The sequence below is a fragment of the Phytohabitans houttuyneae genome (assembly GCF_011764425.1).
In the GTDB taxonomy this organism is placed as follows: Bacteria; Actinomycetota; Actinomycetes; order Mycobacteriales; family Micromonosporaceae; genus Phytohabitans; species Phytohabitans houttuyneae.
This window is the reverse complement of the sequence record NZ_BLPF01000001.1, coordinates 3,370,825-3,392,167: the sequence shown is the minus strand read 5'-3', so window position 1 is coordinate 3,392,167 and position 21,343 is coordinate 3,370,825. Positions and strand designations below refer to the sequence as shown.

At 70.2% G+C, this 21,343-nt stretch carries 19 protein-coding genes and 1 pseudogene; 10 read left to right on the top strand and 10 right to left on the bottom strand.

The annotated features are described in order from the left end of the window. Positions 1–175: 175 nt before the first annotated feature. The 4 genes from Phou_RS15025 to Phou_RS15010 form a co-directional block, all read right to left on the bottom strand. Entirely contained in the window at positions 176–592 is a 417-nt protein-coding gene (locus Phou_RS15025) for a roadblock/LC7 domain-containing protein (RefSeq protein ID WP_173056617.1), read from the bottom strand. Between the two features lie 30 nt (positions 593–622). Next, positions 623–1,150: a hypothetical protein gene (locus Phou_RS15020; protein ID WP_173056616.1), complete on the bottom strand. Its 528-nt coding sequence runs from the start codon at positions 1,148–1,150 to the stop codon at positions 623–625. A gap of 87 nt (positions 1,151–1,237) precedes the next feature. After that, positions 1,238–1,666 (bottom strand): hypothetical protein, encoded by a 429-nt coding sequence (locus tag Phou_RS15015; protein ID WP_173056615.1) that lies wholly within the window; start codon positions 1,664–1,666, stop codon positions 1,238–1,240. Positions 1,667–1,670: 4 nt separating this feature from the next. Continuing rightward, positions 1,671–2,042 carry a hypothetical protein gene (locus tag Phou_RS15010; RefSeq protein ID WP_173056614.1) on the bottom strand — a complete coding sequence of 124 codons (372 nt, stop codon included), beginning with the start codon at positions 2,040–2,042 and terminating at the stop codon, positions 1,671–1,673. A 371-nt stretch (positions 2,043–2,413) separates the two neighbouring features. Between Phou_RS15010 and Phou_RS15005 the strand changes: the two genes are divergently transcribed. Both Phou_RS15005 and Phou_RS15000 read left to right on the top strand, forming a co-directional pair. Beyond that, a complete protein-coding gene (locus Phou_RS15005; protein WP_173056613.1) occupies positions 2,414–2,659 on the top strand; it encodes a hypothetical protein in 246 nt (81 codons plus the stop codon). Beyond that, entirely contained in the window at positions 2,649–2,942 is a 294-nt protein-coding gene (locus Phou_RS15000; protein ID WP_173056612.1) for a type II toxin-antitoxin system PemK/MazF family toxin, read from the top strand. The genes Phou_RS15005 and Phou_RS15000 overlap by 11 nt, the downstream gene beginning before the upstream one ends. A gap of 49 nt (positions 2,943–2,991) precedes the next feature. On the opposite strand, the gene Phou_RS14995 is transcribed toward Phou_RS15000, so the two are convergent. Beyond that, positions 2,992–4,356, bottom strand: coding sequence for an MFS transporter (locus Phou_RS14995; protein WP_173056611.1), 1,365 nt, complete (start codon positions 4,354–4,356; stop codon positions 2,992–2,994). 231 nt (positions 4,357–4,587) lie between these two features. Between Phou_RS14995 and rplM the strand changes: the two genes are divergently transcribed. The 3 genes from rplM (at position 4,588) to glmM (ending at position 6,961) form a co-directional block, all read left to right on the top strand. Beyond that, complete coding sequence (gene rplM / locus Phou_RS14990; protein WP_173056610.1) at positions 4,588–5,031, top strand: 50S ribosomal protein L13; 444 nt, start codon at positions 4,588–4,590, stop codon at positions 5,029–5,031. Between the two features lie 20 nt (positions 5,032–5,051). Next, positions 5,052–5,522, top strand: coding sequence for a 30S ribosomal protein S9 (rpsI, locus tag Phou_RS14985; RefSeq protein WP_173056609.1), 471 nt, complete (start codon positions 5,052–5,054; stop codon positions 5,520–5,522). 92 nt (positions 5,523–5,614) lie between these two features. Continuing rightward, positions 5,615–6,961 (top strand): phosphoglucosamine mutase, encoded by a 1,347-nt coding sequence (gene glmM, locus Phou_RS14980; protein WP_173056608.1) that lies wholly within the window; start codon positions 5,615–5,617, stop codon positions 6,959–6,961. A 91-nt stretch (positions 6,962–7,052) separates the two neighbouring features. Here the strand turns inward: glmM and Phou_RS14975 are convergent. Beyond that, a pseudogene (locus Phou_RS14975) lies at positions 7,053–7,308 on the bottom strand (MerR family DNA-binding transcriptional regulator); the annotation flags it as partial. Positions 7,309–8,294: 986 nt separating this feature from the next. Here Phou_RS14975 and fxsT (Phou_RS14970) point away from each other — a divergent pair. From fxsT (Phou_RS14970) to Phou_RS14955, 4 genes are all read left to right on the top strand, one after another. Further along, entirely contained in the window at positions 8,295–10,937 is a 2,643-nt protein-coding gene (gene fxsT, locus Phou_RS14970; RefSeq protein WP_173056607.1) for an FxSxx-COOH system tetratricopeptide repeat protein, read from the top strand. A 168-nt stretch (positions 10,938–11,105) separates the two neighbouring features. Next, on the top strand, positions 11,106–11,306 hold the full coding sequence (locus Phou_RS14965) for a hypothetical protein (RefSeq protein WP_173056606.1): 201 nt from the start codon (positions 11,106–11,108) through the stop codon (positions 11,304–11,306). Between the two features lie 32 nt (positions 11,307–11,338). Then, complete coding sequence (locus tag Phou_RS14960) at positions 11,339–12,508, top strand: FxsB family cyclophane-forming radical SAM/SPASM peptide maturase (protein WP_246273567.1); 1,170 nt, start codon at positions 11,339–11,341, stop codon at positions 12,506–12,508. Beyond that, a complete protein-coding gene (locus Phou_RS14955; protein WP_173056604.1) occupies positions 12,505–13,785 on the top strand; it encodes an HEXXH motif domain-containing protein in 1,281 nt (426 codons plus the stop codon). Before Phou_RS14960 ends, Phou_RS14955 begins: the two co-directional genes overlap by 4 nt. Before the next feature lie 12 nt (positions 13,786–13,797). Here Phou_RS14955 and fxsT (Phou_RS14950) read toward each other — a convergent pair whose 3' ends face one another. The 4 genes from fxsT (Phou_RS14950) to Phou_RS14935 all read right to left on the bottom strand — a co-directional run bounded on the left by fxsT (Phou_RS14950) (position 13,798) and on the right by Phou_RS14935 (position 19,269). Beyond that, complete coding sequence (gene fxsT / locus Phou_RS14950) at positions 13,798–16,947, bottom strand: FxSxx-COOH system tetratricopeptide repeat protein (RefSeq protein ID WP_486357954.1); 3,150 nt, start codon at positions 16,945–16,947, stop codon at positions 13,798–13,800. 54 nt (positions 16,948–17,001) lie between these two features. After that, positions 17,002–17,196: a hypothetical protein gene (locus tag Phou_RS14945; protein WP_173056602.1), complete on the bottom strand. Its 195-nt coding sequence runs from the start codon at positions 17,194–17,196 to the stop codon at positions 17,002–17,004. Between the two features lie 228 nt (positions 17,197–17,424). Continuing rightward, positions 17,425–18,615 carry a pyridoxal phosphate-dependent aminotransferase gene (locus Phou_RS14940; RefSeq protein ID WP_173056601.1) on the bottom strand — a complete coding sequence of 397 codons (1,191 nt, stop codon included), beginning with the start codon at positions 18,613–18,615 and terminating at the stop codon, positions 17,425–17,427. 21 nt (positions 18,616–18,636) lie between these two features. Continuing rightward, on the bottom strand, positions 18,637–19,269 hold the full coding sequence (locus Phou_RS14935) for an MmpS family transport accessory protein (protein ID WP_173056600.1): 633 nt from the start codon (positions 19,267–19,269) through the stop codon (positions 18,637–18,639). Positions 19,270–19,467: 198 nt separating this feature from the next. Between Phou_RS14935 and glmS the strand changes: the two genes are divergently transcribed. Next, positions 19,468–21,339, top strand: a complete 1,872-nt coding sequence (gene glmS / locus Phou_RS14930; protein ID WP_173056599.1) for a glutamine--fructose-6-phosphate transaminase (isomerizing) — start codon at positions 19,468–19,470, stop codon at positions 21,337–21,339. The last annotated feature ends 4 nt before the right edge of the window (positions 21,340–21,343 follow it).

The following is a 21,343-nucleotide window of genomic DNA, read 5'->3' as shown; positions in this document are numbered from 1 at the left end:
GGCGTTCACTGCACCCCTCGGAAGAGGGACAGGTGCAGCTAGGCGGCGTTTCAAGCAGGCCGTAGATGATCTTTTCCAAGGGATTTGGGCTACCGCGATGTCCGCGGTGGTCCGGACCGTTGCTCCCGCGGCCTCACCCTCCGCGATGGGCGACCTGAACCCCTTTGTGCGCACTCTAGAGGCGGGCCTGTGACGCTACGTGGACGTCCAGCATCCTGATCAGCCGGGCGGTCACCTGGCGTGCCTCGATGTGCAGGCGGGCGATGTTGAGCCCTTCACCGCCCAGCACGGCGAGGAGTGCCGCGTCGCCGACCGCGTACACGGAGAAGTAGCCCCGGTGGCTGCGGACGGTGGACTCCCGGAAGGGCCCCTGCCGCAGTGCCAGGCCGGTCTGCCGACCGAGCCCGAACGTCGCGGCCGCGAGCGCCGCGATGTCGTGCGGCTCCGGGCCGCTGGTCAGGTCGTGCAGGAGCAGCAGGCCGTCGACACCGGCGATCACCGAGCCCACCACGCCGCTGACCGCCTGCTTCAGCGACGCCATCTCGGCGTACGCCGCCCCGTACGCCGCTTCGTCCTCGGCGGTGTCCGCCATGCCTAGTCCCCCTCTGTGAGTAATGCCGTGTCACTCCAGCCGGTGCAGGCCGTCCCGCACCCGCTCCACCGTCCGGCCGCCCGAGTCGAACGGGTGCCCCGCGAACTTCGCAAACCAGGAAGGCGTGCCCTCCGGCTGGGCGCCGCGGTCCCACGGTCCGGTCGTCGAGGGCGTACGCCGCGGCAGCCCGCCGGCGAGCGTCAGCTCCACGGCCTCCGGGGCCGCGGGCTCCGGGACGGGTTCGGGCGGGACGCGTACCGCCCCGCCGACCAGTTCCCGGAAGTCGCGGCGGGCCATGGCGAGGTTGGCCTCCCGCCGGTCGAGCAGCAGGTGGGCGACGCACCCGCCGTCATCGTCACCCTCGACGACCCGGAGCACATGAAACCAGCCGCGGCTGGTCACGAGCAGGTCGTCCATCGCCGTGTCGGCGCCCGTCAGCCGTACCAGCTCCACGGCCGTCTCGGCCATGGCGGCGGCCATCTCCGCGACGCTCTCCGCGTCGGGGAGGGCCTCGATGGTCGCCGACCGGAGCGGCTTTCGGGTGTCGATGGCCGTCACGATCACAGCGCGCGCACCGGTGATCCGTAGCGCGTCCCCCAATTGACTTCCTCGATCGACATGACCTATGGCCGCCCCGCCGAGGCATCAGCCACCGATGCCGGTGTCCAGACCCCGCATCACGAGCCGGGCCTGGGCGAACAGCATGCCGATGTTGACCGACCGCCGGCACACGACCACGGCCACCATGTCGTCCGTCGCGACGCTGCGCATGAAGAGGTGCACCAGGTTGTCGCTGTTGACCAGGATCTCCCGGAAGTAGTGCCCCTCCTTCTCGATACCGCGCCGCTTGTTGAACATCTCCTCGATCATCACCACGTTGCGGCCCTGGAACATGTCGAAGGTCGCGGCGGCGAGGAGGTCGAGTACCTCGGACGGGTGGGAGTCGAGGGTGTCGACGGCGAGCAGCATGCCGGTGGACATGTCCACGATGCCGGCCGCGACGCACTCGGGAACGCTCTGCCGGAACTCGCGCACCACGTTGGTGACGACCTGGCTGATGCTGACCTCGGTCATCGGCTCAGATTTCGATCGAGGCTTCGATCAGGCGCAGCTGGTGGCGCGCCAGGCCCAGGTTGGCCCGCGACTTGTTCAGCGCGAGGTAGATGAACAGGCCCTTGCCGGCCCGCGAGCTGAGCGGCCGGATCAGGTGGTACTGCGTGTCCAGCGTGATCAGGATGTCCTCGATCGAGTCTTCGATCTTGAGCATTTCGAGCGTCCGCATCTTCGCCCGGACCACGTCGGTGTTGCCCGCCGCGGCCATGCCGAGGTCCAGTTCGGGGGAGCCGCCGGCGGTGCCGAGCGTCATGCCGCTGGAGTAGTCGACGAGCGCGACACCGAGCGCGCCCTCGATGCTCATCGCGTCTTTGAGGGCCGTGTCCAGTGCAGCCATGGTTCATTGCCTCCAATGATCGAAATGATGAGGCGTCACCGCAGCCCTGGGGAGCGTGTGCGTGGGGGTGTTGCATGGGGGCGGCGGTCGGCCTGACGCCAGTTCCATTCGGAATCTTGCACGGTGATCGGCTTCACGCAGCAGCCGCGCCGAATACTGACTGAGGAGTCAGTCAAGCCCGGCCCGAGCACCGAAAATTTGCCCATCACGATGGGTTGTGTGATGGCTGGAGGTGCTGTAGTGGCGTATGCGACCCGCGTCATGCTACGTCCCGCATGGCCGATATCTATGGGAGCGCACCCATAAGCGGTGGGTGCGGGGGGCGTCCGGCTCGGATGGCGCCTGGTCATACCGCGGGTATGCTCAGGCGCATGACCAAGAAGGTGACCCTGTCGTTCCCCGACGACACGATCGAAGAGGCACGACGGTTCGCCGAGCGCGACGGCATGACGCTGTCCGCCTGGATGGATCAGGCCGCGAGAGAAAAGGCGCTGCGCGAGGTCTTCGCCGCGCACGCCGCGGCGGTGCAGCGCGCCGGCTTCGACCTGGAGGCCGCGGCGCTGGCCGACGAGCGCGAGGTGGCGATGGTTGACGCAGCGATCTTCCGTGCTGCGTAGGGGCGAGGTCTGGCGCGTCGAGGGAGCCCGCGAGCGGCTCGGCCTGGTGATCAGCTCAGACGTCTACAACAGCACCGACGTGCCCATCGTCCTCGTCGCCGAGGTGGTCGAGGAGGAGTTGCTGCGCGACTCCCCGCTGGCGGTCTCGATGGGGCAGTACGTGGTGATGCCCGACCGCCTCTCCTCACCCATGAAGAAGTGGTTCACCGAGTGCGTCGACTTCGCGGACACCGACACGATGGCCCGGGTCTCGCGCGCGCTCCGCATCATCCAGGACCTTTGACAATGCGATCGGGGGTGCCCACGAGCGGCACCCCCGACCTACGAGCGGGTCAGATGGAGGCGTGCGCCAGGCTCGGCACCTGGCTGATCAGGACGCGGCGGCGCAGGTAGCACCACCAGGTGACGGCGAGGCAGGCGCCGTACATGACGCCGAACCAGGTGAAGGCGGTCGAGATGCCGCCGGTCGCGGAGTACGAGTCGCTGATGGCCCGCGGCAGGTAGAAACCGCCCATCGCGCCGACCGCCCCCGCGATGCCGAGCGTTGCCGCCGACTCGCGCTTGGCGGTGACCAGGTCCGGCGACTTCGCCGCGAAGATGGCCGGGATCATCCGGTACGTCGAGCCGTTGCCCGCTCCGGCCGCCGTGAAGAGCAGCCAGAACGAGGCGAGGAACAGCCCCATGTTCTTGCTGCCGGCCGCCGTGACAACGCCGTACGAGCCGAGGGCCATCAGCGTGAAGCAGGCCGCGGTGACGCGGGCGCCGCCGATCCGGTCGGAGAGCCAGCCGCCGAAGGGGCGGGACAGCGAGCCGACCAGCGGGCCGGTGAACGCCAGCGTGATCGTCGCCGCACCCCAGTGCGCGGTCGGCGCGTCCGGGAACTGCAGCTTGAGCACCAAGGGGAACGCGGCCGAGTAGCCGAGGAACGATCCGAAGGTGCCGATGTAGAGGAACGACATGACCCAGGTGTGCGGCCGCTTGACGGTGGCGAACTGGGCGCGGAACGGCGTCTTGGCCATGGCCAGGTTGTTCATGAACAGGTACGCCCCGACGGACGCCGCCAGCACGAGCGGCACCCACATCAGGCCGCCGTAGACGAGGCCGGCGGCGATGACAAGCGGTACGAACAGCTGCATCGTGCTGATGCCGATGTTGCCGCCGGCCGCGTTGAAGCCCAGCGCCGCGCCCTTCTTCCGCTCGGGGTAGAAGAACGAGATGTTGGTCATGGACGAGGCGAAGTTGCCGCCGCCGAAGCCAGCCGTGGCCGCGCAGGCGAGCACCACCCAGTACGGTGGCCGGGCGGTCACCGCGTACATGAGGCCGGCGAGCGGGATGAGCAGCAGAAGTGCGCTGATCATGGTCCACGTGCGGCCGCCGAAGCGGGTGACCGCGAACGTGTAGGGGATGCGCATCAGCGCGCCGATGAGGTTGGGGAGCGCGACCAGCCAGAAGCGCTGGTCGACGGAGTAGGGGAAGAGGGCCGGCGGGAGCGCCACAACCACGACGCTCCAGATGGTCCACACGGAAAACCCGAGGTGCTCCGCGAAGATCGAGAACACCAGGTTTCGCCGGGCCACCCGGCGTCCTGTGGTGGCCCAGAACTCCTCGTTCTCCGGCTCCCAATGGGTGAGCCACCGGCCCTTACCGGCCGGGGCAGCCGCGGCGGCGGCCACGGTGGGGGTCAGTGTCGTACTCATGGCAGGCAAGTTACGGAGCTGACTTTGCCAGAGGGTTCCACTCCGCGTACCCGGGCGGTAAACCGCGCCGCACCACGACGGCGCCGGCCGTTGTGAGGATGGAGGCCCGTTTTGCATCCTCCGCCTGGCACCGGGTATCGTTGCCTGCTGTTGTGCTTATGCCGGACGCGCTGCCCAAGAGCGGCGCCCTCGGCGTGCGCCCCCAGACCGACGACGAGACAAGGTAAACCTGTGCGTACGTACAGCCCGAAGCCGGGTGAGATCGAGCGTCAGTGGCACGTCATCGACGCCTCTGACGTCGTGCTGGGCCGTCTGGCGACCCACGCCGCCACGCTGCTGCGCGGCAAGCACAAGCCGACCTTCGCGCCGCACGTCGACACCGGTGACTTCGTGGTGATCGTCAATGCGGGCAAGGTTGCGCTGACCGGTAACAAGCGGCAGACCAAGGTCGCCTACCGCCACTCCGGCTACCCGGGTGGTCTGAAGCAGGTGGGCTACGACGAGCTGCTCGCCAAGCGCCCCGACCGTGCCATCGAGCTGGCCGTCAGGGGCATGCTCCCGCACAACCGTCTTGGCCGAAAGCTCATCAAGAAGCTGAAGGTCTACGCCGGCGCCGAGCACCCGCACGCCGCCCAGAAGCCGGTGCCGTTCGAGATCAAGCAGATCGCGCAGTGAGCGCGGACGAAGGAAGCAGCATGACCGACACCGTCGTCCCGACTCCGGCGCCGCCGGCCGTCGAGACCGCCCCGGCGCCCGCCGTCGCTCGCGTGCCCCGTGGTGACCGTCCCATCCAGACCGTCGGCCGCCGCAAGGAGGCCATCGTCCGGGTGCGCATCGTGCCCGGCACCGGCAAGATCACCTGCAACGGTCGCGAGCTCGAGGAGTACTTCCCGAGCAAGGTGCACCAGCAGCTCATCAAGGAGCCGCTGGTGACCGCCGAAAAGGTCGAGGCCTTCGACGTGGTCGCCAACCTGCGCGGTGGCGGCATCACCGGCCAGGCCGGCGCGCTGCGGCTGGGCATCGCCCGCGCGCTCTGCGCCAACGACCTCGACGACCGCCCGGCGCTGAAGAAGGCCGGCTTCCTCACCCGTGACGCGCGCGTCAAGGAGAGCAAGAAGTACGGTCTGAAGAAGGCCCGCAAGGCTCCTCAGTACTCCAAGCGCTGACGCGTTTTGTACCGCTGAAACACACGGCCGGGTCGCCCCTGTGAAAGCATGGGCGGCACCGGCCGTTCTGTTGCTCCGAGGAAGTAGGGCACATGGCGCGTCTCTTCGGCACCGACGGCGTTCGCGGCCGGGCCAACGCCGACCTCACGCCCGAGCTGGCGATGGCGGTGGCGGTGGCCGCAGCCCGTACGCTCGCGGAGTCCGACCGTAGCCACCCGCCGCTCGCGGTCGTCGGCCGCGACCCGCGGGCCAGCGGCGAGATGCTCGAAGCGGCGGTGGTGGCCGGCCTGGCGAGTGCCGGCGCAAACGTGGTGCGCGTGGGCGTGCTCCCGACGCCCGGCGTGGCCTTCCTGGTGAGCGAGGCCAAGGCCGACCTCGGCGTGATGCTCTCCGCGTCGCACAACCCCATGCCCGACAACGGCATCAAGCTCTTCGCGGCCGGCGGGCACAAGCTGCCCGACGAGGTCGAGCACAGGATCGAGGCGGCGGTCGCCGAGGGTGTGTCGTGGACCCGCCCGACCGGCGGCGGGGTGGGGCGCGTGCATGACCTGCTCGACGGCGCGGAGCACTACGTGCAGCACCTGGTCGGCACGGTCCCGCACCGGCTCGACGGGCTGAAGATCGTGGTCGACTGTGCCAACGGGGCGGCGTCCGACGTCGCGCCGCTGGCGTACCGCGAGGCCGGCGCCGAGGTGATCGCCATCCACGCCGAGCCCGACGGCCTGAACATCAACGAGGGCTGCGGCTCCACCCACCTGGAGCCGGTCAAGGCGGCGGTACTGGAGCACGGCGCGCACCTGGGCATCGCCCACGACGGCGACGCCGACCGGTGCCTGGCCGTCACCGCCGAGGGCGCGGAGGTCGACGGCGACGAGATCATGGCGATCCTCGCGCTGGCGATGCGGGATAGCGGCGCGCTGACAGCCGACACGCTCGTGGCCACCGTGATGAGCAACCTCGGCCTGCGCCTGGCCATGTCGCGCGAGGGCATCCGCCTGATCGAGACCAAGGTCGGCGACCGGTACGTGCTGGAGGAGCTGCGCGCCTCGGCGCTCGGCCTCGGCGGCGAGCAGAGCGGGCACATCGTGATGCCGGCGTACGCGACCACCGGCGACGGCGTCCTCACCGGCCTGCACCTCATGTCCCGGATGGCCGCCACCGGCCGCTCGCTCGCCGACCTCGCGTCGGTGATCACCAAGCTGCCCCAGGTCCTGGTCAACGTGCCGGTCGGCGACCGCGCGGCGGGTGCGTCCGCGGCGCCGGTGCTGGCCGCGACCGCCGAGGCCGAGGCCGAGCTGGGCGAGACCGGTCGCGTGCTGCTGCGCCCGTCCGGCACCGAGCCGCTGGTGCGGGTCATGGTCGAGGCCGCCACGGTCGAGACCGCCAGGTCGGTCGCCGAGCGGATCGCCGCCGTCGTCCGCGAGGCCAGCCCGGTCTAGATCAAGAGCAATATGCGGGCTACCGCGATGTCCGCGGTGGTCCGGACCGTTGCTCCCGCGGCCTCACCCTCCGCGGCCAGCTGCGCCACCATCTCCGCCGGAGCATGCCGTACAGCTCCTCGACGGCGCCCTTGTCGTCGAGGAGCTTCCGCGACCTGGCCGAGCGTTAGCCGAGGTCCTTCATCGCAATGATCCGGTTGAGGCGACGCAGCTGGTCTGCCTCGGAGTAGCGGCATCCGCTGGCCGGATCCGTCCTGGCCGGCCAGCAACAGCCCGATCGCGTCGTAGTGCCGCAGCATCCGCACGGACACCCGTCCCAGCGCGGCGAAGTCCCCGATCCCGAACACGAGATCGATGCTGCCGGCTGACACGGTGTCAGAGTCAAGCCGCCCGCGGACCTCAGCACCGCCCCGGCGGCGGCCAGCCGGGTCGGCGGCATCGACGTCGACAGGCTGGACCCTGACGCTGACCGGCCCGGAAGCCGGGACATCGCCGTCGGGAGCCGGCCGCCGGAGCGGACGCGTCCCACCGACCGGAGCAGGGTCGCCGTGATCCGTCCGCCTGGCCGCACCGCACGGTCCTCCGCGGGGCGGTGCGGCGACGCCTCCCCGCCCGGACTCGGTCCTCCGGACGGCGGCGGAGCACCCGGATCATCCGCCGGACCGGGCGGGGGCGAGACATCTTTCGCGACCACACGCCAACCCCGGCGGCGATGGCGACGGCGTCCCTGAATAAGCGGACCAACGTGAAAAGCGTAAGTGGATCGGGCAGCTCCATCATGTGTCGGCTCCTCGGTGTCCGATGGCGTCGTCACCCAGGTTGAATTGCGTGCCAGTCAAGTGAAAGGTTCCGGAGCTGATACCAACATGTCTTGACGAGCCCAATTCGTCCGCTCGTGTCCAGCGTTGTGAGGATGAGCTGTCAGTTGAGGCCAACTTGAATCATGGAGGGGCAGCGGATGGTCATCTTCTACAGTGGCGTCCTCCGTCATAAAATCGCCAATCGATGTCCAAATTTGGGTTCGCCGGCCCATTGGCTCCAGCGAGCCTCGCATGAGATCCTGGAACTTGACAAAAAGTGACGTGGCGTCCTAGGGCCCGGAGCGTTCGACGTGGCTATCCCATTGCCGGGTCTTGACAAGCTACCCGAAGGACCATTACGCGACTTCGTCGCGGCCATACACGAAATCTATGACGTGGCCGGACAGCCGGCCGCCCGGGTGATCGCCAAGGCCACGGTCGCACTTCCCAGTGAATTCCAGTCCGTCTCGCACGAGACGGCGAGCGCGATGTTGCGGGCCAGTACGGTCCCGGCCTGGGAAAAGGTCAGATCGATGTTGCACGTGCTCGCATCGATGGCACCTTTCGACTACGACAGCACCCTCCTGGAGCAGCGGACGGTCGAGCTGTGGCGGCGTGCGCGGCACGAGTTGCAGGACACGGTGCCACCTCACGGCGAGGAGCGAGCCCGTCCGATCGCGCCGGCGGCGACCGTCGCGGAGCGGGAAGAGCCCGCCCCGCTGATCGGATTCCGGCCATCGGCCGCCCCGGGTTTCATCGGTCGCGAAGGGCTCATCGAGTCCATTCACACCACGCTGCACAGCGGACCGGACGTGCGGCTGGTGCTGCACGGACCGATAGGTGCGGGAAAGACGCAGGCGGTCCTCCAGTATCTCGATCGTCATACCGCCGCGGATGACCCGGTGTGGTGGGTCCCGTCCGCGACGACCGACGCCGCCCGGACGTCCCTGATCGACCTCGCGGCAGCACTCAAGATTGAGCGTCATCATCGCGTCGATCGCACGGTAAAGCTGGTGTTGGACGGGCTCGCGTCACGCCGGTTTCCCTATCTGATGGTCTTCGACGGACTTGACGAGCCGGGTCTTTTGAGCCTGGTGCCCAACGGTGGTCACGTCATCATCACTACCCGCGATCCCGCTCTCGGTGACAACGGTTCGCGGATCGGTGTCGAGGTGCCTGATCTCACCGACGACGAAGCGGAACTGCTCCTGCGCGAGCACATACCGGATGCGGCTCCCGAGGCGCGGGAAAAGGTCGTCGAGGCCTACGGGCGAAATCCACTGGCGCTTCGCCAGACGGTCGCCTGGTGGCGGGATACCACCGTGCCAGTGGAGTGGTCAGACGGCGCCCTGCTGGCCTATCGCATGGCCGCCGGAGCGGTGGACGGCTACGGCCGAAGCGCGTCGCTGACGGTGCTGTTCGCGCTCGACCGTCTCGAGGCCGCGAGCCGCCAGGCCCTGGTGCTGCTCGAAGCCCTCTCCTTCTTCGCCGCGGCGCCCGTCTCCAAGGACCTCCTCGGCCGGGGCACGGTCGCCCAGAACGAGACTCCCACCGAGATGCCGCAGGGTGAGCTGGCGCTGAACAAGGCGATCATCGAGCTCCGCCGGCACGGACTGGTCCGCTACGCCGACGGCGGTCGGCAGGTCGAGGTGCTGCCGCTGGTGCGACATGTCGTCCGGCACGCGCTCTCCGGTGGCGAGGCCGAGCGGGCACGCTGCCACGCCCATACCCTCCTGGCCACCGCCGACCCCGGCCCGCCCGACGACCTGCGTCCCGTCGAGATCTACCGCGAGATCGCCGCCCACCTGGATGCCACCGACCTGGTGACGTCCGCGGAGCTCAAGGCCCGCACGACGGTGTACCACCAGATCCGGTTCCACTACCTGTACGGCGAGTACACGGCGGCCTGCGACCTCGGGGAGCGGGCCTACCGCGCCTGGCGGGTGGGAAACGACCCGTCCGGCGACGACCACCTCGTGCTGCGCACCTCGCAGGAGTGGGCGAACGCGCTCCGCGCGGTCGGCCGCTACGAGAAGGCCGCGGAGCTCACCCGCAGCGCCATGAGCGAGCTCCGCGTCGACCCGGCGTACGGCGAGAGGCACTCCTACACGCTGGCGACGGCCGGCAGCCGGGCCGCGGACCTGCGCATCGCCGGTGACTACCGGCGGGCGCTTGAGTTCGACGAGGACACTCTCAGGCAATGTCGCGACAGCATCGGCGACGACCAGCCGCGCACCATCATGAGCCGGCACAACTTCGCGATCAGCTTGCGGCTCACCGGTCGGTTCCGGGAGGCCGAGGAGGTCGACCGGATCGCGTTGCGGCAGCACCGGGACGCCTTCGGCGAGGACAACTGGCAGACACTGTTGTCGATCAACGCGCTGGCCGAAGACCTCAACGGGCAGGGGCGCTACCAGGACGTTCTCAACGAGGTCGAGCCGATGCTGGAACGCATCGAGACGCGCGAGCGGACAAGGATGGAGCGCGGGCTGATGTTCGCCCGGCGGGCGCTGGCCCTGGCGCGGCGCGGCATCGGGCGGCTGGAGGATGCGCTGGCGCTGCTGGACACCTCGTACGACGAGTGCGCGAGGCTGTTCGGGGAGCACCACGAGTACCCGCTGGCGCTCCAGATGAGCCGGGCGAACACGTTGCACCTGCTCGGCCGGGCGGACGACGCGATCGAGCAGGCGTCCAGTGTGATCGACAGCTATGGCCGGCTGTTCGGACCCCGCAACCCGTTGACCGTCGCGGCCCAGATCAACCTGGCCAACGTGCTGCGGGCCCGGGGTGAGCTCGGCCAGGCCATGCGTATCGACGGCGCGAGCAGCGAGGCACTGCTCGACAAGGTTGGACAGGATCATCCGTTCGCCGTCGCGGCGGCGGTGAACCTGGCCTCGGACTACGCCCAGAGCGGGCACCCGAACCGGCTGACCGCCTCCCGGCGGGCCGTCGAGCTCGCGAAACGGGTACACCCCCGCCCCGACCATCCGGACGTGATCGCGGCCGAGGCCAATCTGGCGGTCGACCTCATCGCGGTCGACGGTCCCAAGGCGTCGAGCACGCGCCAGCGGGTGCTGCAACAAGTGGAAGGCCTCTACGGCCAAGATCATCCGATGGTTTCCACTATCACACGCGGGGATAGATTGGACTGCGTCATCGAGCCACCGCTGCTTTAAGTTTTGACAAGTCTTGTCAACCAGCTGATGGTCGGACCGCCAAGATCCTCCAATGGAGTGAACACTGGAACCAATTCGGGCTGGACGGCGTCTTACGCCGCCCGGCCGTTTCATGATGCGCTTGGCTGCGGGGGTTGAACGGACATGCCATATGGTGGAGGACAGCCGGTGGTGGATGCAGCTGGATCAGGCGCGGGCTCCACGCCGCAGGACGCCGGGCTCGTCGATGTCGCAGGGATTTCCCTCAATCATCTACTGGATGCTGACGGCGACTCGCCGGTCCTGCGCTCCATCCGGCGCCTGCAATCCGGCCTCAACGATCCCAATGGGGTGCTGTCGGCTTTCAGCTCCTTTCTTGACGAGTCATGACATCGGCCGGCTGGCCGTACCAGGATTTCGACGTGGCGGCTCTCCTCGACGGGGGTTGGCGGCCGCGGCCGTTCCATGAGTTCATCGTCAAGGTCCATCAGCGGTGCAATCTGGCGTGCTCGTACTGCTACGTCTACACGCACGCCGACCAGACCTGGCGCGGCCGCCCGGACGTGATGCCGGCCGCGGTGTTCACCGCGTTCGCCGATCGACTCGGCCGCCACGTGCGCGCCCATGACCTGCGCCGTGTACAGGTGGTGCTGCACGGCGGCGAGCCGATGCTGCTCGGCGCTGCCAAGCTCGGTCAGCTGGCCGCCGCGCTGCGTGCGGCGCTGCCCCCCGGCTGCGACCTGCGCCTGGGGCTACAGACCAACGGGGTCCTGCTGGACGAGGCGGCGCTGCGCGAGCTGCGCCGGCACCGCATCACGGTCGCCGTGAGCGTGGACGGCGTCGCCGAGACCCATGACCGCCACCGCGTCACCCACGCGGGCCGCGGCAGCTTCGCGTCGGTGCGCCGGGCGCTGGAGCTGCTGGCCCGGCCGGAGCACCGCGACGGCTTCGGCGGTCTGCTCTGCACCGTCGCGCCCGACACGGACCCGGTTGCGTGCTACCGGAGCCTGCGCGCGTTCGACCCGCCGGGGATCGACTTCCTGCTGCCCCACGCCAACTGGGGCTCCCCTCCCGCACGACCGGGCGACAGCCCGACGGCCTACGGCAGGTGGCTGGTCGGCGCGTTCGACGCGTGGCACGGCGATCCGGACGCGGTGCCGGTCCGGCTGTTCGAGAGTGTCGTGGACCTGACACTCGGCGGCGCCTCCCGGTCGGAGCAGATCGGGCTCAGTCCCGCCGCCCTCGTCGTCGTCGAGTCGGATGGCGCGATCGAGCAGGTCGACGCGTTGAAGTCGGCGTACGAGGGGGCGTGCGCCACCGGGCTGAACGTGCGCGACGACGAGTTCGACACGGCCCTGACCCACCCCGGCGTGGTGGCCCGCCAGATCGGCCTGGCCGCCCTCGGCCAGGAGTGCGCCGCCTGCCCGGTGCGTCGCGTGTGCGGAGGCGGCCACTACGCGCACCGGTACCGGCCGGGCGCCGGGTTCCGGAACCCGTCCGTCTACTGTGCCGACCTGCGGCTGTTCGTCGACCACGTGCGGGCGCGGGTGGCCACGGACGTGCGGGCTCTCGCCGGGGCGGTGACCGCGTGACGGCGTACCACCGGCTCCCCGCGACCCTGCTCAGCGGGCTCGCCGCGAGCACCGGCGGGCGTGGCGCGTCCCGGGCGCTCGCCGAGGCGCAGCTGAGCAAGCACCTCCTGCTGATCGCCAACCTGCTGCGGCGGTGGTCGGGGCCGGCGGCGGACCGGGACCGCATCGTGCACGCGCTGGAGGCGGCCCGGGCGGCCGCGTCCGCCGAGGCGGCCCGGGTGCTGGGCTCGCCGCTGGTCGGGGCCTGGGTCGCCATCGTCAGCCGGGCGGTCGCGCAGGGACGCGCCGAGCGGGACGACGTGGCGCACCTCGGCGCGGTCGCGGCCGTCACCTGCGCCGCCGCTCGCGTGGACACCGAGATGACGGTGCCGGTCCGCGACGGCGCCGTCGCGCTGCCCGGAGTGGGCCGGCTGGCGGTCGGCGAGGCCCGTCACGCCCGGGTCACCAGCGCGGGCGGGACGCTGACCGTCGACGCCGGCCGCGGCCCCGTCACCGTGACCGGCGCGGCGGACGACGGCTGGCAACCGGTCCGGACGCTCGTGGCCGGCTCCGGCACGGTCCGGGCGAAGCTGGCGCTCGACGATGTCGATCCCTACCGGCACGGCTACCACGCTCCCCCGGCCCCCCGCCTGTCGGCCGCCGAGTTCGCACACTGGCAGGAGCTCTTCACCGAGGCCTGGCACCTGCTCACCGAGCGCGTGCCGTACCGGGCCGCCGAGATCGCCGCCGGCCTGCGCGCGCTCGTGCCCCTGCAAGGCGACGGCCGCTCGGCACGCAGCGCCACGATCCGGCACGTGTTCGGCGTCTTCGGGTTGACCCGGCCGGCCACCGCCGCGGACTTCGCGGTCACCTTGGTCCACGAGTACCAGCACGCGAAGCTCAGCGCCCTGCTCGACCTCGTGCAGCTGAGCGACCCGGCCGACGAACGCCGGTACTTCGCCCCGTGGCGGACCGACGCCCGGCCGCTGGCCGGCCTGTTGCAGGGTGTGTACGCGTTCGCCGGCGTGGCGGACACGTGGCGGGCGCTGCGGGGTGTACCCGGCGTGACCGACGCGGCGGAGCAGGAGTTCGCGAACGCACGCCTCCAGGTGGCTCAGAGCCTCGCGACGCTGGAAGGCTCGGGAGCGCTCACGCCGGTCGGTGCCCGGTTCGCCGCGCACCTGCGGCACTTCACCGACGCGCTGCTCGCCGAGCCGGTGCCGACCGCCGTGGCGCGACGTGCCGAGCAGCGCCAGCGTCAGCTGCACGAGCGCTGGCGGGCCGCCAACGCCACCTGAGAAGGCTCGCGGTCAGGTGGGCGGCGCCTCGACGTCGCCCTCGAGCCGCTTGCCCTGCTCCGCGTCGACGACCTCGGGATGGGTGGCGCCCAACGTCTGGCGCAGGCCGGACACCGCGTCGCGCAGGAGTGCCGCCGCCTCGTCCCCGTCGCCGGTCGCGCGCATGTCGTGAGCGAGGTTGACCGCGCGAGCCAGCAGGTACGGGTGCTCGGCGTTGTCGCGCGCCTCGTGCGGACCGCCCGATGTCACCCGGCTGCGCTCCAGCACCTCCGTCGACAAGGCCCGGGCTCTGGCCGCCTCGCCGTGCAGGGCGTAGTCGGTGGCGAGCGACGTACCCGCGCAGAGCGTGTACGGGTGGTCGCTCCCGAGCACCTCGGCGAGCAGCTCGTACGCGCGGAGGTCCAGTGCCAACGCGGCGTCGTTGTCACCTTGGGCCCGCCGGGCCACGGCCTCGTTGATGTCGGTGATGAGCGTCAAGGGGTGGTGCTCGCCGAAAAACTCGCGGTAGCGGCCTGAGGCGTCCACGATCAGCTCCAGCGCGCCGGACACGTCACCCAGCTGCCGCAGCGCGTTGCCGTAGCTCGACAGGGCGGCCACGGTGTACTCGTGGTTTTCGCCGAACCGGCGCCGGGTCTGCTCCAGGTTTTCGCCCAGCACGTCGGCCGCCTCCCGCAGCCGGCCGGCCTTGCGCAGCGTGATGCCGTACGTCCGGCCGGACAGCAGCACGATGCGGTGGCCGCTGCTGCGCCTCTCCATCAGCGCACCGCGCCACCCTTCCAGCACCGCGAGCCCGGCCTGATAGGCACCGAGCCCGTAGTAGTCACGGGCGATGTTGATGTACGTCTCCAGGGCGCGGAAGCTGTTGTCGGAGCGGCCCCTGGCCTCGATCCGATCGACGATCTCCCGGTCCAGCCGCGCCGCCTCGACGAAGTCGCCGACCATGCGGTGGGCGACCGCCAGGTTGGACTGCGCACGCAGGATGTAGTGCTCCGGTAGATCCTTCACCTCCTTGTGCCGGTCGAGCGACTCCCGATCGAATGTAAGCGAGTCCGCGTACTCGCCACGGATACGCATGGCCTGGCCGATCTGGTTGCCCAGCACCAGGGTCGACTTGGCGGTCTCGCCGAGAAACCGCCGCATGCGCGCGTAGGTGTCGTTGGTCAGCTCGTCGGCCGGCGCGCTTTCACCGAGCGCGCGCATGGCGTTCGCGATGTGGGCCTTGGCCTGGAGCGTCAACTCGCCGTCCGGACCCAACCGCGGGTGGCTGTCGTCGCTCTCCCATTCCTTGACCGCGTCGTCGGCGAGCCGGCGGCTGTTCTCGTAGTCGCCCATGTTGTACAGGTAGCGGATATGGTCGAGCACCGTCGACCGCGCCTCCATCCGCTTCGCCGTGATCATCTTGGCCGGGCGCAGGTGCGGGCCGATCTCGCGCTGCCGGTCGAGGGCGGTGCGGTCGTCCTCCTCGTCGGGGTCTCCCGGGTTGGCCTTGGCCAGCAGGTTTTGGGCGCTGCGCAGCGTCTCCGCGGCCCGCTGCTCGTCGAGCAGGTCGTGGAGCACGCTCTGGACGAGGCGGTGCACCTCGAGGCGCTGGTCGTTGTCGACCTTGACCAAGCCGTACTGGTTGAGGTCGCGGACCGCGCGGTTGATCCTGATCGTGTCGCCCAGCAGCGCGCGCAAGGGCTGCACGACGTCCGCGTCGCGGCCGTAGCGCAGCAGCGACACCGAGACTCCCTCACCACCCAGGAAGGCGAAGAGCTCCAGCAGCTGCGCCGTGGCCGGGGCGTCAGCGCGCAGCTTATCCAGCGCCAGCGTCACGAACGTGACCACCGACATGGGGTAACCGGCCGGTTTCCCCTCCGACAGCAGCTCCTTCTGATGCTGCTCCAGCAGACCGATGTACTGGCTGACCGGCATCTGGGTGAGCAGGTGCCAGGCCGCCGCCTGCTCCAGCGCCAGCGGCAGGTCGCCGAGGCGCTCGGCCAGGCGGTCGGCGTCCTCCTCGCTGATCCCGTTTCCGGTCCGCCGCCGCAGCAGCTCGACACTCTCTTCGCGCTGGAAGACGTCAACCTCGATGGACAGACCGACGGCCGCCCACTCCCTGTTGCGCGTCGTGACGACGACATCTCCACCGGTGGAGGGCACGTACTCGTCGATCGAGTCGAGGTCGTTGGCGTTGTCGTACACCAGCAGCCACTTCAGCGCTCCGGCGGCGAGGGCGTCGAGCACCAGGCGGGCGGTCTGCTGCGCGTTGTCGCCCGGTCGGATCCCGAGCTCCCGGGCGAGCTGCTCCAGCGAGGTCAGCACGCCGGAGGCGGAGTCGGCGGGCAACCACCAGACGAGGTTGTAGTCATCCAGGTGGCGGTACACGTACTCGAGCACCAGCTGGGTCTTGCCGACGCCACCCATGCCGTGAACAGCGTGCGGAAGCACCGCCGCCTTGGACCCCGAGGCGAGGGTGCGGGCGAGGCGGTCGAGCAGCTCCACCCGGCCGGTGAAGTTGCGGTTTTGAAGGGGCACGCCGCCCCGGATCGTGCGGGCGCCGGCCGGGCGCCGGCGTGGCGCGCCGAGGTCCTCGTCGTCCCGCTCCTCTGGCCCCAGCGCCGCGGCGATCGACTCGGTGGCACCGAGACCGCCGGCGACGCTCGCCGCCCAGCGCCGCAGGGCACCGGCCCGCGTGCGGTCGACGAGGTCGGCGAGGCGTACGACGAATCCGAGCAGCGGTGGCGCCTCGCCCTCGGGGGCAGGCTGCCGCTCCATGATCCGGATTACGGCGGCCCAGTCCTCCCAGACGCCGAAGTCCTTGAGCTCCGGCACCTCGGACAGCTCGCCGCGCGCCTTGAAAACCGCCGTAATGCCAACCTCGCCGAGCATTCGACACAGATCCTGACGATCAGGTGCCGAGAGCAGCAACGATCCCCTGATTTCGCGGGCCAGGTCGTGCGCACGCAGAGCCGACGGTTCCGGATACCGGTCCGCCACGATGCTGCTGAAGGCCACCACGCCGCCGCTGAGCAGGCTGTAGGAATGGATCAGCGATAACAGATCACCGCGCGTATCGGAAGCGCGTCGAGTCGTGAACGCGCGACGCAGGACAGCGGCGGTATCGTTGACCACGCGGTCGCGCTCGGCCTGATCCCTCAGCGCGGGGACCTGCAACAACACCTCTACCAGGGCATCAAACGGCTTGTCCGCCGTCGCGGTTTCTGACACGGGTGCTCATTTCCCACGCGATCCGAATGTCTGCCACGAATGGTAAACGGAATTCCCGGCCTGACCAAGCGCTTCGCTGACGACCACCACTTCTTGGGCACAAACGGATTTTCTGTTTTGACCGAGATCGACGACGCTTCGCTCAAGAACAATCGCAGCCGGGTGATCCGCCATGGTCGAACGTACGAAAAACCAGCTCACGGGACACGTCGTTAGCGGACCACCGGCTCGGCCTCGCCCGCCCGCGCCACCCGGTCACGGCCGGCCCGCCACCCGCTGCCCACAGCCCGACGCGGCGTCCGAACCCGCGCAGAAGGAGTTGCGCTGACGGTTCTTTAAGAGCAAGAGCGAGAAGACCCGAGCTACCGCGATGTCCGCGGTGGTCCGGACCGTTGCTCCCGCGGCCTCACCCCGCGCCGCTGGTCACGCTCAGCCCGCTCGCGCTCCGCGCAGGCGGCGCACGGCCTCGTCGATCACTTCCGGGCGCTTGCAGAAGGCAAAACGGACGAGCCGCTTTCCCGCCTGCGGGTCGTCGTAGAACACCTCGGTCGGCACGGCCGCGACACCCAGGCGCTCGGGCAGCGAGCGGCAGAACTCCATGCCGTCCGTACCGCCCAGCGGGCTGATGTCGGTGGTCACGAAGTAGGTGCCCTCGGACGGGAGCACACCGAAGCCGGCGTCGGTCAGGCCGGCCACGAGCTGGTCGCGCTGCGCCTGCAGCCCGGCGCGGAAGCCCTCGTAGTAGCTGTCCGGCAGATCCAGCGCCACGGCCACGGCGGGCTGGAACGGCCCACCGTTGACGTACGTGAGGAACTGCTTGACCCGCGTCACCGCGGTGACCAGGGCGGCGGGGCCGCTCGCCCAGCCGATCTTCCAGCCGGTACACGAGAAGGTCTTGCCCGCCGAGGAGATGCGCACGGTGCGCTCGCGCATGCCGGGCAGGGTGGCGAGCGGGATGTGCGCGTCCCTCGCGTCGGTGAAGACAAGGTGCTCGTACACCTCGTCGGTCACCGCGTACGCACCGTGCTCCTGGCACAGCTCGGCGATCTGGGTGAGCTCGGACCGGGTGAAGACCTTGCCGGTGGGGTTGTGCGGCGAGTTGAGCAGCACCAGCCGGGTGCGCGGCCCGAACGCCGCGCGCAGCTCGGCGGGGTCGAACGCGTACCGCCCGCCGGCGCCGGGGCGGAGTGTCACCGGCCGCCGGACCGCGCCGGCGAGCGCGATCGAGGCCGCGTACGAGTCGTAGTAGGGCTCGAAGCAGACCACCTCGTCGCCGGGCTCGCACAGGCCCAGGATCGCCGCCGCGATGGCTTCGGTGGCGCCGGCGGTGACCAGCACCTCGCCGTTCGGGTCGTACTCAAGCCCCCAGAACCGCCGCTGGTGTGCCGAGACGGCCGCCCTGAGCGCGGGGACGCCGGCGCCGGGCGGGTACTGGTTGTGCCCGGTGCGCAGCGCCTCGACGGCCGCCTCCAGCATCTCCGGCGGCCCGTCGGTGTCCGGGAAGCCCTGGCCCAGGTTGACCGCACCGTGGCGCACGGCCAGGGCCGACATCTCGGCGAAGATCGTGGTGCCGAAGACCCGCATCCGGTGCACGCCGGGATCGCTGTCGATGGTGGTCACCGGGCCAGCGTAACGGCGTGCCTAGAAGATGAGCTTCGAGCACGTGGCGGTGGCGAAGGTGCCGCTCGCGGACTTCTTCGCGACCTCCTCGCCGTCGATGGTGATCCGGCACTCGATGCTGCCCTCACCGCCGGCGCTGCGGATGGCGGTCACGCTGACCAGGGCGGCGCCCTCCGCGAGCGTGAGCTCCTTGCGCCACGGCAGGTCGGTGTCGGTGGCCCGCTCCGGCGTCCGGCCGTCGTCCTTGACGAAGACGAGACTCACCGGACCGTCGCCGGTCACCTCGTACACCACCTTCTGGCCGGCGCCCGGGTTGTCGGCGCCGTAGCCACCGGTGGCGCCGGGCTCCGGCTCGGTCTGCTCGACCCGCGGTGTCTCGATGTCCCGCGTGGGGTCCGTGGTGATCGTGCCGGGGTCGTCGCCGCTGCGGACCAGCAGCACACCGGCGGTCACGGCGCCGCCCACGAGCAGCACGGCCAGCGCGATCACCACCGCCAGGATCGGCCCGTTGGACCGGGGCGGCCGGGGCGGCGCGGCGGGTGCACCGAGGTAGGCCGGGTAAGGCGTGGTGGGCGGCGACGACGTGGGCGGGGGCGGCACCGGCTGGGTCGGATGCGTGCCAGGTTGCGGCTCGTACGGCGGCGGGTATGTCATCGGGTGTTGTCCCCCCGGATAAAACTCCGGATCTTCCCCGGATAAGGACGGCGGCGAGTCACGGTGTTCCACGATCGGCCCGCTGGGCAAGTCCGGTGTCCGATTCTTCCCTCGATTGCCGCAAACGCTCATGTCGGGTGAGCGATAGGGGGGCTTTCGAGCAAGCGTGGTGAGCGAAAGTGGGTTACGCTGCGGGCCATGTGTGGAATCGTGGGCTACGTCGGCGCCCGACCGGCGCTGGGCATCGTGCTGGACGGGCTGCGCCGGCTCGAATACCGAGGGTATGACTCGGCGGGCGTCGCCGTGGTGGCCGGCGACCGCCTGCTGACCGAAAAGCGGGCCGGCAAGCTGTCCAACCTGGAAAAGATCCTGGCCGAGACACCCACCGCCGGCATCGGCGAGGGCACCACCGCGATCGGCCACACCCGGTGGGCCACCCACGGCGGCCCCACCGACCGAAACGCCCATCCACACATGTCCCGCGACGGCCGCGTGGCGGTGATCCACAACGGCATCATCGAAAACTTCGCCAAGCTCCGCGCGGAGCTCGAGGCCGAGGGCATCGAGTTCGCCAGCGACACCGACACCGAGTGCGCCGCCCACCTGCTCGCCGTCGAGCTGGCCGACCAGGGCGAGGCCAGCGCGGAAGGGCTGGCCGCGGCGATGCGCCGGGTCTGCCAGCGGCTGGAGGGCGCGTTCACGCTGCTCGCCGTCGACTCGGCCGTGCCCGGCGCGGTGGTCGGCGCCCGGCGCAACTCGCCGCTGGTCGTCGGCCGCGGAGACGGGGAAAACTACCTGGCCAGCGACGTGTCCGCCTTCATCGAGCACACCCGCGAGGCGGTCGAGCTGGGACAGGACCAGGTTGTGCTGATCACGCCCGACGGCATCGAGATCACCGACTTCTCTGGTCAGGCCGCGAGCGGCAAGGACTTCCACATCGACTGGGACGCCTCCGCCGCGGAAAAGGGCGGCTACGACTACTTCATGCTCAAGGAGATCGCCGAGCAGCCGCAGGCGGTCGCCGACACGCTGCTCGGCCGCCTCACCGAGAGCGGCGAGATCGTCCTCGACGAGGTGCGCCTCACCGACCAGGACCTCCGCGATGTCGACAAGGTCTTCATCGTCGCCTGCGGTACGGCGTACCACGCCGGCCTCGTCGCCAAGTACGCGATCGAGCACTGGACCCGCATCCCCTGCGAGGTGGAGCTGGCCAGCGAGTTCCGCTACCGCGACCCCGTGCTCGACCGGTCGACGCTCGTGGTGGCGATCAGCCAGTCCGGCGAGACGATGGACACGCTGATGGCGCTGCGCCACGCCAAGGAGCAGAAGGCGCGCGTGCTCGCGATCTGCAACACCAACGGCTCCACGATCCCGCGCGAGTCGGACGCGGTGCTCTACACCCACGCCGGCCCGGAGATCGCGGTCGCGTCCACAAAGGCGTTCCTCACCCAGCTTGTCGCCTGCTACCTCGTCGGGCTGCACCTGGCGCAGGTGCGCGGGATCAAGTACGCGGACGAGGTCGCCGCCGTCGTCGCACAGCTCCAGGAGATGCCCGGCAAGCTCCAGGAGGTGCTCGGCACGATGGAGCCGGTGCGCGAGCTGGCCCGCTCGCTGGCCGAGGCGAAGAGCGTGCTGTTCATCGGCCGCCACGTCGGCTACCCGGTGGCCCTGGAGGGCGCGCTCAAGCTCAAGGAGCTGGCGTACATGCACGCCGAGGGCTTCGCGGCCGGCGAGCTCAAGCACGGCCCGATCGCCTTGGTCGACGAGGGCTGCCCGGTGGTGTGCGTGGTGCCCTCACCGGCCGGCCGGGGCGTGCTCCACGACAAGATCGTCTCCAACATCCAGGAGGTGCGCGCCCGCGGCGCCCGCACGATCGTGATCGCCGAGGAGGGCGACGAGTCCGTCGTGCCGTACGCGGATCACCTGGTCCGCGTGCCGCGCACGCCGACCCTCCTCGCCCCGCTGGTGACCACGGTGCCGCTCCAGGTGCTCGCCTGCGAGATCGCGGCCGCCCGCGGCCACGACGTCGACCAGCCACGCAACCTGGCCAAGTCCGTCACGGTGGAGTGAGCCC

What these genes read in the sequence shown, in the direction of transcription:
- Phou_RS15025 (WP_173056617.1), bottom strand. Translation starts at nt 592, where the DNA reads ATGGCGGACACCGCCGAGGACGAAGCGGCGTACGGGGCGGCGTACGCC.
- Phou_RS15015 (WP_173056615.1), bottom strand. Translation starts at nt 1,666, where the DNA reads ATGACCGAGGTCAGCATCAGCCAGGTCGTCACCAACGTGGTGCGCGAG.
- Phou_RS15010 (WP_173056614.1), bottom strand. Translation starts at nt 2,042, where the DNA reads ATGGCTGCACTGGACACGGCCCTCAAAGACGCGATGAGCATCGAGGGC.
- Phou_RS15005 (WP_173056613.1), top strand. Translation starts at nt 2,414, where the DNA reads ATGACCAAGAAGGTGACCCTGTCGTTCCCCGACGACACGATCGAAGAG.
- Phou_RS14995 (WP_173056611.1), bottom strand. Translation starts at nt 4,356, where the DNA reads ATGAGTACGACACTGACCCCCACCGTGGCCGCCGCCGCGGCTGCCCCG.
- rpsI (WP_173056609.1), top strand. Translation starts at nt 5,052, where the DNA reads ATGACCGACACCGTCGTCCCGACTCCGGCGCCGCCGGCCGTCGAGACC.
- glmM (WP_173056608.1), top strand. Translation starts at nt 5,615, where the DNA reads ATGGCGCGTCTCTTCGGCACCGACGGCGTTCGCGGCCGGGCCAACGCC.
- fxsT (WP_173056607.1), top strand. Translation starts at nt 8,295, where the DNA reads ATGTTGCACGTGCTCGCATCGATGGCACCTTTCGACTACGACAGCACC.
- Phou_RS14935 (WP_173056600.1), bottom strand. Translation starts at nt 19,269, where the DNA reads ATGACATACCCGCCGCCGTACGAGCCGCAACCTGGCACGCATCCGACC.
- glmS (WP_173056599.1), top strand. Translation starts at nt 19,468, where the DNA reads ATGTGTGGAATCGTGGGCTACGTCGGCGCCCGACCGGCGCTGGGCATC.